Origin of the sequence: Aetokthonos hydrillicola CCALA 1050 (genome assembly GCF_017591665.1) — a bacterium.
In the GTDB taxonomy this organism is placed as follows: Bacteria; Cyanobacteriota; Cyanobacteriia; order Cyanobacteriales; family Nostocaceae; genus Aetokthonos; species Aetokthonos hydrillicola.
On record NZ_JAAKGC010000032.1, the window covers coordinates 51,484 to 66,239 of the forward strand.

The window sequence follows — 14,756 nt, forward strand, 5'->3', positions numbered from 1 at the left end:
GCGATTATTTTCTAATACTAAAGACAAGACCCATTTTTTTCTAAAAGTATAGCTTGTATTGATTGCCTCATGAAGGTTTTAGCGATCGCCCTCCTGGAAAGTGACAGAAGAGGGGTAAGTTAGCCAAAAAGCTGATTCTCTGTTTTTTAACTCCATAGGCTACTCCGACAGGGAGATTGTCCACATTAGCTGATAATGCTAATAACAGCGATGAAAATACGTGTCCCATTTAAATCATCCTTGTTTGAGGTACGTAGATGCGACAGTGCAGGAAGTTGCAATTTATATTTAAAAATCAGCAAAATCTTTGTGTTGTGCTTTGTCCCTTGTCTTTAGTCGTTATATTTTCTTCGAGATGTGTATTAAAACTTAGTTTTACTTTAGGTTTATAATGAGTATGAATCAAATACTATTTTTTATCAAAATAATAATTAAAAGTAATTGTCTATAAGTACCACAATAATAGCCGCTCAGAGGATTGTAGGGGAGGCTGTTTGCGGTATAGATTTTATTCTGCTGTTGTGTTGTCGCACAGTGCAACGCACCATTCCAAGCTTTCGGTGCGTTACGCTGCGCTAACACACCCTACAACACTACTGAGATTTTTTCACAAATCAAACCGGATGCCTGTACATTGAATTTTTCTCGCCGACTTACTTAAATGCAAGTTATTGTTAGTTTTAAATAAGACACATGTTAAAGTATTAGAAAAAAATAACTTTATTGATAGGCTAATAAAACCGAAGACAAGCGATAAAAAAATGTAATTATTCTGTTCACGAATAACATTTATTCTAAAAAAAATTAAAATAATCTTTAGTTTATCTAAATATTAGTTTATCTAATATTTAGATAAACTAACATTGGTAAGTGAATTACATCTCATAGCCGTGAGGGGTTAAGATTAAGATATCCCTCATGCAATTAACCCTGGCATAACAGGTCTTGCTGAAAATACATGATGCGTCAGTTTTACTTGTTTTGTATTCATCTTCAGCGCGAGGAAAAGCATGAAAAATACTCAAGTAGCAATCAACGAACCACTCCGCGAAACAGCTTGCAAATATAACCAGAAAAAACGTACTGGGAAGAAAAAACTCACTTGCACAAAGCCACCACAGCCTGGTGCAACTCAAGGAAATTGCCCTTTTGATGGAGCGATGGTTTCTGTCGGAGCTATTACTGATGCTGTTCATTTAGTGCATGGTGCTGTTTCCTGTACTCACAATCCGTGGGCAACTCATGGTAGTCTCTCGTCAGGCTCGCAATTATACCAAACTGCTTTCACTACCGACTTTACTGAGGGTAATATCGTTTTTGGTGGAGAGAAGAAACTATACAAAGCTATTCTCGATATTGCTCAACGCTATCATCCTTCTGCTATTTTCGTTTACGCTACTTGTGTGACTGCTTTAATTGGTGATGATATTGGTAGTGTCTGTAAATTAGCTGCAGAAAAAATTAATCTCCCTGTTGTTTATGTTGATGCGCCTGGATTTCTTGGGAGTAAAAATTTAGGGAATCGCATCGCTAACGAAACTTTATTGAATTATGTAATTGGTACAGCAGAACCTGAGTTTACCACACCATTCGATATTAATATTGTTGGTGACTATAATGTTGCAGGTGAAACGTGGAATGTTCTACCATTGTTCGAAAAAATGGGGATTCGAGTTCTTTCCAAAATTACAGGTGATGCTCGTTATCAAGAAGTTTGCTATGCTCATCGTGCCAAATTAAATGTAGTACTTTGCTCAAATGTAGTTATAGAAATGGCACAAACAATGGTAGATCGCTACGAAATTCCTTATATTGAAGAGTCTTTCTATGGTACGACAAACTTAAACCATTGCTTACGTAATATTGTGGCAAAATTAAGCCTATCCTTGGGAGATAGTGTTGTTGCCCTGGAGCTTAAAGAACGTACAGAAAAGTTAATTGCCCAAGAAACTGCTGCTTTAGATATTGCCTTAGCTCCTTACCTTGCCGATTTAAAAGGTAAGCGGATTATTCTTTCCACTGGTGGTGTAAAAAGCTGGTCACTTATCTTAGCAGCCCAAGACTTGGGAATGGAAGTTATTGCAGCTACCGATGGAAAAACAACAGAAGAGGAGAAAGCGAAAATTAAACAATATCTTGGTAAAGATGGAATGGTTTTGTCTGACACAACTCCCGAAGCACTCTTAAAGGCATTAAAGCAAACAAAAGCTGATGTGTTGATTGCTGGCGCTGGTAATAAATATACAGCACTCAAAGCAGGAATTCCTTTTTTAGACATTAACCATGAACGTCACCAGGCTTATGCTGGTTATGCAGGTTTGGTAGTACTAGCACGCGAACTGCATGAAGCTTTGTTTAGTCCAATCTGGGAGCAAATTAGCAAACCTGCTCCTTGGGATGAGAAAATTAGTTCTTCAAACCAAGCGACTGGTTTAAGAATTAGGTGATTTCCGAGAAAGAAAATACCTGGGGAGTGCGAGTTTCGACTTCGCTCAGTTTCGACTTCGCTCAACTGACGATCTCTCAGTTGGTTAAGCGAAGCCGAAACCAACTAGGGCGGTATATTTATTCCTGTAAATCACCTTAGATAGCCGTGTAATCTAAAAGTGTAGTCAACCGGAGTTAACCATAACTTCTCGTTTTTGCTCTCCTCTGTGAGCGCTCTACTGAGATCAAGAATCGTAGATTCAACCGAGTAGGCGTAGGATGGTAGGAAAGACCACAAGGAACTTACACAGCCCCCGTGATAAGATTGGAAACGGTTAGCCACCGATCTTGCTTGCAATCTTATCACACCCAGCCTTTACAGGCTTGGCTTTTCGGAAAGTGCCAGCTTTCTCTAATGCGAGTACTGGCTGTACAAAAGAGCGAGACAAGAACTTTAACCCGATATTGCGAGCTGCATTCAACCCTGAGTTGCCGCGCTCCCCTGTAACTGTGGCAAAACACTTTCCCCCATACTGATATGGTTCGCACAATTCCAACAGAGTAGGTAAATAATGATTTCCTCTCCAAACTTCTACGCCGTTAACAGCGCAAAGTCTTGATGTATCTCTGGGGTTGACTCTGGCAGTAAGAATGGCATAACGCTGATACGCGATACGACGCACATTGTCTACAATTTTACCTTTGAGCCAATAGGCACGTTTTTGATTAGAGCGTCTTGAGTACTTGCCGCGACTTGGTTTCAAATTGGCAAGATGCTCAAATACAATAACTTTGCAGTTATGACGCTGGGCAAATTCTATAATCTCATTAGAGATTCTAAATCCTTCGTTGCGCTCTTTACGAGATATCTTTGCAAATCGGGTACTAGCAAAGCCTTTATTGACTATACCAGTCTGTCTCATTTTACGTGCAATTCTTCCTAAATCACGCTTCCTACAACTGACGTGGGCTGTATGACCTTTTACAGTCATGCGGCTAATTTCGTTTACAACCCCGTTATCGTCGGACTCAAGAATACTGCATGTAGCTATACTTCCATCTAGATCTAAATCAACACAACAGATGCGTAAATCTGATTGTTGAATAACAGTTTTTAATCCTCCTGTTGCTGGTACATATTTCTCTACAGTGAAATCTAGATAAGCTTTGCCACCTTTTAAAGTGATAGTTGGAGATGCTTTCTCCCAACAGTCTCCAAAGTCGTAACCTTGATATTGAAACTTAACCCAAACCCAAGTGTTATCTCTACGGATTTTGAGCATAATGCTTGAGCCAGTGTCATCTTTCCACATCCCAGTGTAAAAAACTGGATTGAAGTTAAACGCCCTTGGTTGCACAGGTGGACGATGTTTTTTATTTCTTGGTGGTCGAGTACTCCATTTGTCGTAATGGGTTTTCCAAGACTTATAAGCACCAATAGCTTTTCTAATGGCAGCACGACGAAACGCCGAAGGTGCATCATAAGGTATTGGGTACGCCGCTTCTTCTCCTATTGTTAGCCCTTCGTACACTGTGTAATACTCGTCCGCTTTGCATGTCCCTTCTGGATGAGTGGCAACAACAGCGAAGTAGAATGACACCAAATCGTTAAAAGCCGTTTTAGTTTCACCCAAATCTATACCATCCCTTAATAAAGTAAATCTGGCTGTTTTGGATTCAATTGAATAACCTTTTTTGCGCTTTAGTGACATAAAACTCCTTTAAGTCGACCTATTTGCATTATACACCGTTTGACTCCGTTTTTGCAAAATCATCCAAAAGCTTTTCTTTGTATTTTCTAAGGAAATAAAGTTTTGAGCTAAAACAATGCATGATCGACATAAAATCCTGCATTAACTCTTGATGAGGGCTTAGCTCTGTCTTTCCTAAAACCGTTATCTTGCATCCATTGAGTTGACAAAACCACTCTACAAAATCAAACCCAAAGCGACACAGCCTGTCTTTATGTCCTATAACTATTTGTGACACCTCCCCTTCGGCAACTCGCTGCATTAGTGCCATAAACTTTCTCCGCTTAAAATTCATCCCTGACCCAATTTCTCGGATCACCTCTGCGTCTGGTGCGCGTTTTGAAAGCTCAATAACTTGAGTATCAAGATCATCTTTTTGAGAGTGAGTTGATACCCTGCAATAAAGAATCGTTTTTTCTTCCGGTTTGGCTTGCACTCTGGAACTTAAAGACGATGCTAAGTAGCGTCTCTGTCCTCCAGGCGTGCGAATGTATTCTATTTTCCCTTCGTCCGCCCAATTAGCCAAAGTCTTTGGGTGGTATCCGTACATTTTTTGTGCTTGAATTGGTGATAAATATTTCATGAAGTAAATTTCTCGGTTTACTCCATTATACTCCAAGATTCAGTTTTCTAGTGTTACGTCAAAATTAATTACCTGTTTGTTGATCTCTTCGTGGAGGCGTACCCTTCCCGTTGGTAAGGATACGCTCCTACATCATTTATATAGATGTCGATGAGTGCAACGGCTTACTTCTGGCAATTGTGCACAGAACCATAATGCCCCTAACATACTCAGACTACCGGAGACAATCAAGGCATTAGTTGCGCCAAAATGATCTGCCAAAGTTCCAGCAAACAAATTCCCAAAAGGCATTGTACCTACCATTGCTAGAGCATAAAAACTCATCACCCGTCCACGCTTATCCTCTGCAACCAAGTTTTGGATAATCATATTACTGCTTGTGACCAGTAGGATGGTAAAGCAGCCTGTAAACACAAGTATGATTATCGATAGTTCAACTTGACGCGATAGTGAGAAGGAGATTTGACTCATCCCGACCAAAATTTGAGCCGCTACAATCAAACGCTCTAAACCTGCAATCCCTCGTCTGAAACTCAGATACACACAAGCGAACAAGGATCCTATTGGCGCTGAGGTACTTAGGTGAGCCATTGTAGTTGCATCACCATTTAAAATCTTAGCTGCAAAAACGGGCATGAGCGAGATATGAGACATCCCGACTAAACCCTGTACTGTTAGGACTAATAAAATTGCTCTAATCGCCTGAAACGTCGTGATATATTTATACCCCTCACCCAATTTCTGCAAAGCATCTCTAAGGTTTGTAAGAGCCTGCATTCGTCTAGCTGGAAGCCGCATTGCTAGCAAGCTAAAAATTGCAGGTATATAGCTGATAGTATCGTAAAGAAAACAATATTTTACACCAAGCGTCGCAATCAAAATCCCGCCTATAGCTGGTCCCAATACCAGAGAAGAACTTAACATCACTGAATTCAAGGCAATAGCATTACTCCAATCAGCGCGATCATCCACCGTTTCCGTGACGATTGTATGGCGCACGGGCACATCTAATCCCTTGAGTAAACCATTGAGAGCACTCAGTACTAATAGAATCGGAAAGGTAATCCAATTCGTAAAGGTGAGAATTGTTAAAGCGAGGGAAACGCTAATTCCCAATATCTGTACCACCATTAATAAGTCCCGACGACTCCATCGGTCAGATAATATGCCAGAACAGGGAATTACTAATAAGGTAGGTAAAAACTGCACAAATCCTGCTACTCCCAATAACCAAGCCGATTTAGTCAAATCGTATACCAGCCAGGGAATGGTTAATTGCTGGGTCATAAATGTCCCAGACATTGATAACAACTGTCCGCCAAAAAACAAGCGAAAATTACGCCAGCGAAAGGCAGGTAAATAGTTCTCGATGAGATTACTTATGCGTTTCCCTGACTGTCTATTCCAAATTTTCATGAGGAAAATTTTATATGCTGCTCTAATAATTAGGTTATCTAATTATCTAAGATAATCGCTATCGTTTATCTATGTGAGCTAGATTACTTAAGCAGTGAGGCAATTGAAGAGCCTTGTAGTCTCAAAAGGCTCATAGGAAAATCCTATTCAAATCTACGATAAATTGGTAGATTTATAGTAAAATAATATTAGTTATGCTTCCACCATGGGAATTTTGCGATAGCAAAGCGCTGCCGCCCACGGCAGATTGCATATCGGCACAATTCCCATTCAAAGAGGCAAGTGTAAACACCAAACCACAGATAATCGACATCGGTCACAAGTGTATCGAAGCTAGTTTCTCTGCCCAAAAGTGACTTTGCTGCCATCAGTTGCTCATATTAGTCGTAAATCTAAGGAGATCAAACTATGACACTTACCGCAACTCGGATTGAGATTACACCCACCGGATCTGCTCTTGGTGCTGTGATTACCGGAGTTGATGCCAGTCATTCTCCAGAAGCAGAAGTGATTCTCCTGCTCAAGCAGACGTGGCGCGATCGCCATCTCCTGATCTTCAAGAATCAGACATTAACCGATGACCAATTGTTAGCATTTGCCAATTACTTTGGCGATATTCTCCAACAACCCGCCTACATCCGCAAAGGGGAAACAGAAGAATACCTGCCACCGTTAGTTCTCACTCTCGCAAATGCTGCTAACGAAGAGAACTCAGTCAACATCCGACCGAACTATCGCGAACTTTTACCCCACATCGATCACTACTGGCTGCCTGTGCCATCTAGCGGATCCTTCCTATACGCGGTAGAAGTCCCTGAGAATGGTCCCGATACTTATTGGGTGAATTTAGCTCAAGCTTATGAAGAGTTAGATGATGCCACAAAAGAGCAAATTGCTGGCTTGCAAGTTCGCTACTTCAATTTTTATGGCAGCAAAGATCGCGATGAGTATGGAGAGCCTAAATATGCAGCTGGACGAGAAGCTCAACCTGGCGAACGAGTTGCAATCCATCCACTGGTGCGCACTCACCCAGATACTGGCAAAAAAATCCTCTTCTTGAATGCTGCAAGCGATGTAGACATCATAGATTATGACCATGCAGAAGGAGCAAAACTAATTGCGCGGTTGTATGAACACATCAAACAACCCCGATTTGCTTATCGGCACAAGTGGAGCAAGGGCGACTTGCTTTATTGGGATAACCAGGCAACAGCTCACTACCGTCCTGAATTTGATGTCAATGCCACCCGTGTTCTCAAACGGGTTAGCCTTCGAGGTAGCCGTCCGTTCTAAAGGTTTAGCAGTCCAAAGATCTTGCATGAGGTAACTAGAGGTATTTGGTTAGGGGCGAGTTCCGATAGCTTTATGCCGTTGGTCATGATGTGATGCGGTTAAACCCGCCCCTCTTATTTAAAAGTCTGAGCAACCCGCATCAACAACAAGGGATTGAGAAATCATGATTAAACCTTATGTCAGGAAGCGATTAATTTCCAGGCGAGATTTGCTTTACACGTTGTATGGGTTGACTTCTTTCAGTATATTAGTGGGCTGTGGGGTAAATGCTGGCAGTAAAGATCAGAAGACGACAGAGAACAAAAACATAATTGCGAGTAATGGCAGCACCACTAATAGCAAAACTAAACGTATTCGGCTTGGCTACACAACATTTGGTGATTTGACAAGGGAAAAAGGTGTAATCGAAAAGCGTTTAGCTCCTTTGGGAATCAATGTTACCTGGACGAAATTTGTCTCTGGACCGCCCTTGTTGGAAGCCTTAAGCGTGGGTAGCATTGATGGAGGACAAGTTGGAGAAACGCCACCGATCTTTGCCCAGGCTGCTGGCAACGATCTGGTTTATTTAGTAAACATCCCCGCCGGGACGGGGGAAAGCTATGGGATTATTGTCCCCAAGGATTCTCCTATTAAAACCGTTGCGGATCTTCGGGGCAAGAAAGTTGCTTATGCTAGAGGAACTGCTCTGACATATTTTTTGGCGAAAGCGCTGGAAGAAGTTGGCTTGAAGTTTAGCGATGTTCAAGGTGTGAATTTGACTGTTGCCGATGGGCGAGCAGCATTTTTAAACAAAACTGTTGATGCTTATGTAGCGATCGACCCTACATTGATCAAGTTTCAACAAGACGGAACGGTGCGACTGCTGCGAGATGCTCAGGGAATTAAAACACCAGGCTCTTTCTACTTATCTTCCAGGGATTTTGCTACCAATAACATTGACCTGTTCAAAGCAATTCTGGAAGAATACTACGAAATTGGAGAGTGGGCAAATAAAAACAGGCGGGCGACGGCTGAAATCCTTGCCCCACAGTTAAAGATTGATGTGCCAACGATGGAAATAATGCTATCTCGGCGAAAGTACAATATGCAACCCATCAATGAGGAAGTATTGCGGGCGCAACAGGAGGTTGCTGACCTTTTATACAAGTTAAAAATCGTGCCAAAACAAGTTGATGTCCGGCAAGCAACCCTAACTTCTCAGCAATATGCCGCAATCATTCCTGAGAGTATTAAAAATAGGGCATGATTGTGTGATGTTGCTTCCCAAGAAAAACGGTTTGGGGATCAAGTGCTTTTGAAGTATTTAAGAATTTGCAAGCAATGCTCAATCGCTAATACAAGTTCAGACAAATTAATTTTATGCTGTCCAGCAACACTATCCTGTTCAGAGATGAAAGGTATGTGAATGAAGCCACCTATAGTGTCAATTCCTAATAGGTTAATTTGACGTAATGCCAAATAATAGACGTGATTGCAAACGTAGGTTCCTGCATGATTAGATATTTCGACTGGGGTACCCTTTTTTATTAACTCATTTTTTATATGCAACAGTGGTAAAGTAGAGAAATATGCCACTGGAGCATCATCCACAATCTTTTTTCCCTCAAGAGTTAATCCCGCATTATCAGGCAATGTGCAGTCGTCCAGGTTTAGCGCAACTCTTTCAAGATTAAGTATGCTTCGACTTCTTGCGACACCTAAGCCTAAATAAACTTCAGGTTTAATCTGACTCATTAATTCTTGAATCCGCTCACCTGCTGCCACAAATTCAGTTGGTAAAACTTCTCCAGTTACTTGAATGTCATGCCAAGATTTCGCTTTCGCCGCAATTTCTTCAACAATCAATTGCGAAGGGTTCATTTTTAAGTTCGCAAATGGGTTAAAACCTGTTAGCAAAACTTTCATGTTTTATATGTTACTCTAATAATTAGATTAGCTAATTATTTACGATAATGGCGATCAGTATATCTGTCCAAGCTAGCATACTGAAGGCGTAGTTAAGACTATCTATACGGGGGGCTCATGAGCGAATTAAAGCAACTGAAACTGGGTGCCTTCATGCGCCCGGTAAGCATACACACCGGCGCTTGGCGCTATCCAGGGGCTTTGCCTGATGCCAATTTTAACTTCCCTGCATTGAAACAATTCATCCAAAAACTAGAGCAGGGCAAGTTCGACGCATTCTTTATGGCGGATCACTTAGCTGTGCTTAATATGCCAATTAACGCCCTTAAGCGTAGCCACACCGTCACCTCCTTTGAGCCCTTCACTCTACTTTCTGCTCTCGCCAGCGCCACCGAACACATCGGCTTAGTAGCTACTGCTTCCACGACCTACGACCAGCCTTACCACATTGCTCGTCGCTTTGCTTCTCTTGACCATATCAGCGGGGGTCGCGCTGGGTGGAACATCGTCACCACAGCAAATCCCGACGCAGCACTCAACTTTGGTCTTGAAGTTGAGATAGAGCATGACGAACGCTACTTGAGGGCTAGGGAATTTTATGATGTCGTTACAGGTCTTTGGGATTCTTTTGCTGATGATGCATTTATCCGAGATGTAGAATCAGGGATTTATTTTGATCCCGCAAAAATTCACGTTCTAGGTCATAAGGGAAAATATCTCTCGGTGCGTGGACCATTAAACATAGCTAGACCTGTCCAAGGTTGGCCGGTAATAGTACAAGCGGGTGCATCTAATGCAGGACGACAATTAGCCGCCGAAACCGCCGAAGTTGTGTTTGCACCTGCTGGTAATCTGGAAGCAGGTAAAGCTTTATTTGCTGACATTAAGGGAAGGGCACGGGCAATTGGACGTGACCCTGAAAGTATAAAAATTCTTCCAGGTGCTTTGGTGATTGTGGGCGAAACTGTCGAAGACGCGATCGCCAAGCGTAAACATTTGGACAGCTTAGTACATTACGATAGTGGTATCGCCAGCTTGAATAGTGCCCTTGGTTACGATGTTTCGGGTTTCGATCCTGATAGTCCCTTACCAGAAATTCCGCAGACCAACGGTGGCAAGAGTGGACGAGAACGAGTGATAGCGCTGGCGCAACGGGAGAACCTAACCATTCGACAGCTCGCTCAACGAGTCGGTAGTTACAGCGGCTTAGCTTTTGTTGGTACACCCAAAACGATCACCGATGAGATGGAGCAATGGCTAAACGAGGAAGGATCTGATGGTTTCAACATTATGTTCCCTTTTCTTCCTGAAGGGTTGAACGATTTCGTAGACAAAGTTGTTCCAGAACTGCAAAGACGTGGGATCTTCCGGAAAGAGTATGAAGGGAAGACGCTCCGGGAAAATCTTGGACTTGCCCGTCCTGCTAACCAGTTCTTTGAAGCCATAACCGCATCTGTAACCTAGCGCGATCGCCTTACTCCGTTTGAGTGAGGAGTTTCTCAATTTGTATTATCTGCTTCTGAATTGCTTCTAGCTTTTCTGATAGACTAGCGTTCTTTCATCGCTTTCGATAGGGGAAAATAGGAATAAAGCAGAATAGCCCTTTGCGGTCAATTTTTGGGGTGATATTTTAATTCTTTTTTAACAAATCCCAGTAAAGAATTGTCTGTCTAATACGTGATAGCAATAAAAGTTCAGCGACTCTCCCTATAACAGTTCATAGTGTCAGGAAATGCCGACAATTAGATAGAAAAAATTACTGTTATAGAACAAATAATACGAAGCCATCATAAAACTACTGTATTTACATAGGATTTGTTTAAAATAGATACACTTGTTAGTAAGGAAAGCTATCAAATCCTTCCAAAATATAGGTTTTAACCTGTATAGTTTCACAATTCTCATTAGTTCTATCTACACAGTTGGATACTCAAATTCAATTCCTAGTTTCTCTAGTACATAAGTAGTTTTTCCAGGAAATTCACCTCTCCTAAGAACACAAAATACTTACATTTATATTTTGCACGATATAAATTTGTAATTGTAGACTAACAAGTAAATTTCACGCTTCACCTATGTACAATAGCATTTTTAACTTAACTCTTCCTCGTGGGGATATCGCTATTATTGGCGGCGGATTAAGCGGTTCTCTGGTTGCAGCAAATCTTTTGCAAAATGCAACCACTCCAGTGTCAATTAAATTGATTGAAAGGAATCCTGAAATTGGTAGAGGAGTTGCATACAGTACACCTGTTGAGTCCCATCTGCTGAATGTACCAGCAGGTAAGATGAGCGCTTTTGCAGATAAACCAGATCATTTCTTAAATTGGCTGCATAGTCAGGGTTATGAGCAGGTGAGTGCATCAACGTTTGTACCGCGTAAGATTTATGGGGATTATATCCAGGCAATTTTGAACCAAGCACTAGAAAATGCTCCGGCTTATGTACAGTTAGAAAAGATTGTTGATGAAGCGATCGCCATTCAAGCAAAAGATGATGGGACAAAAGTATACCTACGTAGTGGACAAAGCTTACACGTCCAAAAAGCTGTACTAGCAGTCGGGAATTTCCCAGCCTCTCTACCAAAACCAATCGCCTCTTTAGGTAAGAATAATCCCTATGTTAGGGATGCGTGGTCTAGTGATGCAATTTCTGATCTCAAAGCGGAAGATTCGATTTTGTTGGTGGGAACTGGGTTAACGATGGTTGATGTAGTTGTTGCACTTCATCAGCAAGGATTTCGAGGAAAAATCCTTGCTGTCTCCCGTCATGGATTAATGCCACAGCGTCATAAATTAACAACTCCCTATCCTATATATATAGCTCCAGAGACTGCGCCAAAAACTGCGCGGGGATTAATGCATTTAGTACGTCAGGAAGTCAAAAAAGCAATCACCCAGGGACAAGATTGGCGCGCAGTCGTAGATGCAATCCGTCCAATAACTCAACTACTTTGGCAAGCACTACCACTAAGAGAACAGAAACGATTCCTACGCCACATAAAAGCTTACTGGGAAGTGCACCGACATAGAATTGCAGCCGACATTGCCGAAGTACTGGATAAGGCGCAAATAAGCTACAGTGCAGGTAGAATTCAAAATTGCCGACAGTTTGAAGATGGTCTAGATGTAACAATTAGAGAGCGGGGAACAAACGCAGATATTGTTTTGCGAGTGAACCGAATTATCAACTGTACAGGTTCAAACTGTAACTATGCTTCTTTGCAGCATCCACTAATTAGTAGCTTACAAGCACAACAGCTGATTCATTCTCATCCATCATCAATCGGTATCGAAACTGCTGCTAATGGTGCTGTGATTGATGTACAAGGAAACGTCTCCCAAAGACTGTATACTATAGGAACACCTCGCAAAGGAAATCTTTGGGAAACAACAGCCGTTCCCGAGATTCGCGTTCAGGCTGCGAATTTGGCACAGGAGTTACTGAAATCTTTTCATGCTAGACCTTACGCTAAGTCTAGAGATTCTTTCGCTGAAGATCATGCGAGCAAGTCGCATCAACCTGCTATGTTATTTCGTCAACTCTTCGATCCAGAATCGAGTACCTACACATACCTGATAGCTGATACTGAAACTAAAGCAGCGGTCTTGGTAGATCCTGTATTAGAACGGGTCAACCGAGATCTACAAATATTGCGAGAATTAGGATTAACTCTACAGTACTGCCTAGAAACCCATATTCATGCTGATCACATTACTGGAACAGCTCAACTGAGTCAATTTACAGGTTGTTTAAGCGTGTTTCCTGAGAATGCTGAGACTGACCGTGCAGACAGATATATTGGAGATGGTGAAATCTTGCAACTCGGGAGCATAGAAATTCAAGCGATCGCCACTCCTGGACACACCAACAGTCACATGGCTTATTTAGTTAATGGGACTCATTTATTAACCGGAGATGCATTGTTTATTCGAGGTTGCGGTAGAACTGACTTCCAAAATGGAGATGCTGGATTACTGTATAACGTCGTCACCCAAAAACTATTTACTCTACCAGATGATACATGGGTGTACCCTGGTCATGATTACCAAGGACGAACAGTATCTACTATTGGGGAAGAAAAGCGCTGGAATCCCCGGTTTGCGGGACGCAGTCGCAGCCAGTTTATAGAGCTGATGAATAGCCTAAAGCTACCTTATCCCAAAAAGATGTCCGAAGCTGTGCCTGCAAATCAGCATGGGGGTAAAGTTTTAGTCACATTGGACTATCAGATTTAAATCCATCATGCTAGAAAAAGGGGGGTGTCTGGTCAAATCTTCCATCGAACGATTTTTGATTGTAGGGTGCGTTACGCTTCGCTAACGCACCAATTTAATTGCTTGCTGTCAACGAAGATATCGCTGTTAGTACTTAAGCCTCAATCTATCTGATGTAACAAATAAGAACCAGCATTCTTTGTGCTAAAAATGATAAACAAAAGTAATTAATCTTACACTCAAAAATAAATAATTTTCCACAACAGGAACGTAAGCCTTACTCAATGAGCTTCTGAGCTTCAGGCACACTATAAAATTAAGAAAAAATTAAATCTGATCTGACAACTTAATGCTTCAAAAGGACATCTATTTTTAAGTATTAATACGCAAAAACAACTTGTTTACCTTGAGGTTAAAATGTCTCTTTTATCTCCAAAAATCGAGGCGTGCATTTAATGGAGGGAATAACTCTTTTAAGCTGTGTTGGGGATAGAAAAAATTACCTATCTTACTCGACAAACTCCCTGAGTTAACAAAGTTGTAACGATAACTACATTTTCTCTATTGCGATTGTGTATTTACGAATAGATTTTTAAATTTATTTGTACTAAAGTACGGTAAGTGAATCGAAAATATGGAATTATTATGGACAATACACAGCAAATAAGTATAATTAATATACAAAATGAATCCGTAAAAAAATCAAACAAAGACGGGATAAGCCTCCCAGTAATTCTCAAAAAAATTAGAGGAGGCTTTTTTTTGGTACTTGGATTTTTACTCTCCCCTGTGTCTTGGTGGAATGACCTATTTTTTAACCTACCGATCGCGTACGGTTTTGGCTATTTGTGTAGTTTCTTCTTCAAAGACTTGTTTTTGCCATGCGCGATCGCCGGATACTGGCTTTCCAATGTCTTAGGTATTCTTTTGATGCAAGCTGGAGTCATGGATGTATTACCCAATCAAAACCAAGAACGTAACCTAAAAAAAGAATTGCTGACAGGTTTAGCATCCTCCACAGGATATACTTTGGTGATCCTCACACTGATCTACTTCAAAATTTTGGACACACCTAACCTATTCCCCAGTAGCTAACTAGGCAATATACCCATACCTTTGTGACGATGTCAATCCAAGATTCCCGGTCTTCTCACGCTCTCGGGA

11 protein-coding genes are annotated in these 14,756 nt (G+C 41.4%); 6 read left to right on the plus strand and 5 right to left on the minus strand.

All coding sequences use genetic code 11. From position 1 onward, the window contains the following. Positions 1-67: 67 nt before the first annotated feature. Positions 68-229 (minus strand): hypothetical protein, encoded by a 162-nt coding sequence (locus G4P69_RS17640; protein WP_208345166.1) that lies wholly within the window; start codon positions 227-229, stop codon positions 68-70. Positions 230-1,010: 781 nt separating this feature from the next. On the opposite strand from G4P69_RS17640, the gene nifE reads away from it, so the two are divergent. Beyond that, the gene (nifE, locus tag G4P69_RS17645; RefSeq protein WP_208345167.1) at positions 1,011-2,447 is read left to right on the plus strand and encodes a nitrogenase iron-molybdenum cofactor biosynthesis protein NifE; all 1,437 of its coding nucleotides are present in this window, start codon (positions 1,011-1,013) and stop codon (positions 2,445-2,447) included. A 315-nt stretch (positions 2,448-2,762) separates the two neighbouring features. Here the strand turns inward: nifE and G4P69_RS17650 are convergent, their stop codons facing one another. The 3 genes from G4P69_RS17650 to G4P69_RS17660 form a co-directional block, all read right to left on the minus strand. Further along, the gene (locus tag G4P69_RS17650) at positions 2,763-4,139 is read right to left on the minus strand and encodes a hypothetical protein (RefSeq protein ID WP_208345168.1); all 1,377 of its coding nucleotides are present in this window, start codon (positions 4,137-4,139) and stop codon (positions 2,763-2,765) included. A 28-nt stretch (positions 4,140-4,167) separates the two neighbouring features. Then, entirely contained in the window at positions 4,168-4,761 is a 594-nt protein-coding gene (locus tag G4P69_RS17655; RefSeq protein WP_208345169.1) for an IS607 family transposase, read from the minus strand. Between the two features lie 132 nt (positions 4,762-4,893). Next, positions 4,894-6,177: an MFS transporter gene (locus G4P69_RS17660; RefSeq protein ID WP_208345170.1), complete on the minus strand. Its 1,284-nt coding sequence runs from the start codon at positions 6,175-6,177 to the stop codon at positions 4,894-4,896. 408 nt (positions 6,178-6,585) lie between these two features. Between G4P69_RS17660 and G4P69_RS17665 the strand changes: the two genes are divergently transcribed. Both G4P69_RS17665 and G4P69_RS17670 read left to right on the plus strand, forming a co-directional pair. Next, on the plus strand, positions 6,586-7,470 hold the full coding sequence (locus tag G4P69_RS17665; protein ID WP_208346301.1) for a TauD/TfdA dioxygenase family protein: 885 nt from the start codon (positions 6,586-6,588) through the stop codon (positions 7,468-7,470). A gap of 163 nt (positions 7,471-7,633) precedes the next feature. Next, a complete protein-coding gene (locus G4P69_RS17670; protein ID WP_208350640.1) occupies positions 7,634-8,716 on the plus strand; it encodes an aliphatic sulfonate ABC transporter substrate-binding protein in 1,083 nt (360 codons plus the stop codon). A gap of 38 nt (positions 8,717-8,754) precedes the next feature. Here the strand turns inward: G4P69_RS17670 and G4P69_RS17675 are convergent, their stop codons facing one another. Further along, positions 8,755-9,375: a pyroglutamyl-peptidase I gene (locus G4P69_RS17675; RefSeq protein WP_208346419.1), complete on the minus strand. Its 621-nt coding sequence runs from the start codon at positions 9,373-9,375 to the stop codon at positions 8,755-8,757. 117 nt (positions 9,376-9,492) lie between these two features. Between G4P69_RS17675 and G4P69_RS17680 the strand changes: the two genes are divergently transcribed. The 3 genes from G4P69_RS17680 (at position 9,493) to G4P69_RS17690 (ending at position 14,687) form a co-directional block, all read left to right on the plus strand. After that, positions 9,493-10,839 (plus strand): LLM class flavin-dependent oxidoreductase, encoded by a 1,347-nt coding sequence (locus tag G4P69_RS17680; protein WP_208350643.1) that lies wholly within the window; start codon positions 9,493-9,495, stop codon positions 10,837-10,839. Between the two features lie 611 nt (positions 10,840-11,450). Then, positions 11,451-13,613: an FAD/NAD(P)-binding protein gene (locus G4P69_RS17685; RefSeq protein ID WP_208345414.1), complete on the plus strand. Its 2,163-nt coding sequence runs from the start codon at positions 11,451-11,453 to the stop codon at positions 13,611-13,613. 624 nt (positions 13,614-14,237) lie between these two features. Further along, entirely contained in the window at positions 14,238-14,687 is a 450-nt protein-coding gene (locus tag G4P69_RS17690; protein WP_208346535.1) for a hypothetical protein, read from the plus strand. The last annotated feature ends 69 nt before the right edge of the window (positions 14,688-14,756 follow it).

What these genes read in the sequence shown, in the direction of transcription:
- G4P69_RS17670 (WP_208350640.1), top strand. Translation starts at nt 7,634, where the DNA reads ATGATTAAACCTTATGTCAGGAAGCGATTAATTTCCAGGCGAGATTTG.
- G4P69_RS17675 (WP_208346419.1), bottom strand. Translation starts at nt 9,375, where the DNA reads ATGAAAGTTTTGCTAACAGGTTTTAACCCATTTGCGAACTTAAAAATG.
- G4P69_RS17665 (WP_208346301.1), top strand. Translation starts at nt 6,586, where the DNA reads ATGACACTTACCGCAACTCGGATTGAGATTACACCCACCGGATCTGCT.
- G4P69_RS17650 (WP_208345168.1), bottom strand. Translation starts at nt 4,139, where the DNA reads ATGTCACTAAAGCGCAAAAAAGGTTATTCAATTGAATCCAAAACAGCC.
- G4P69_RS17655 (WP_208345169.1), bottom strand. Translation starts at nt 4,761, where the DNA reads ATGAAATATTTATCACCAATTCAAGCACAAAAAATGTACGGATACCAC.
- nifE (WP_208345167.1), top strand. Translation starts at nt 1,011, where the DNA reads ATGAAAAATACTCAAGTAGCAATCAACGAACCACTCCGCGAAACAGCT.
- G4P69_RS17660 (WP_208345170.1), bottom strand. Translation starts at nt 6,177, where the DNA reads ATGAAAATTTGGAATAGACAGTCAGGGAAACGCATAAGTAATCTCATC.
- G4P69_RS17685 (WP_208345414.1), top strand. Translation starts at nt 11,451, where the DNA reads ATGTACAATAGCATTTTTAACTTAACTCTTCCTCGTGGGGATATCGCT.
- G4P69_RS17640 (WP_208345166.1), bottom strand. Translation starts at nt 229, where the DNA reads ATGGGACACGTATTTTCATCGCTGTTATTAGCATTATCAGCTAATGTG.
- G4P69_RS17680 (WP_208350643.1), top strand. Translation starts at nt 9,493, where the DNA reads ATGAGCGAATTAAAGCAACTGAAACTGGGTGCCTTCATGCGCCCGGTA.
- G4P69_RS17690 (WP_208346535.1), top strand. Translation starts at nt 14,238, where the DNA reads ATGGACAATACACAGCAAATAAGTATAATTAATATACAAAATGAATCC.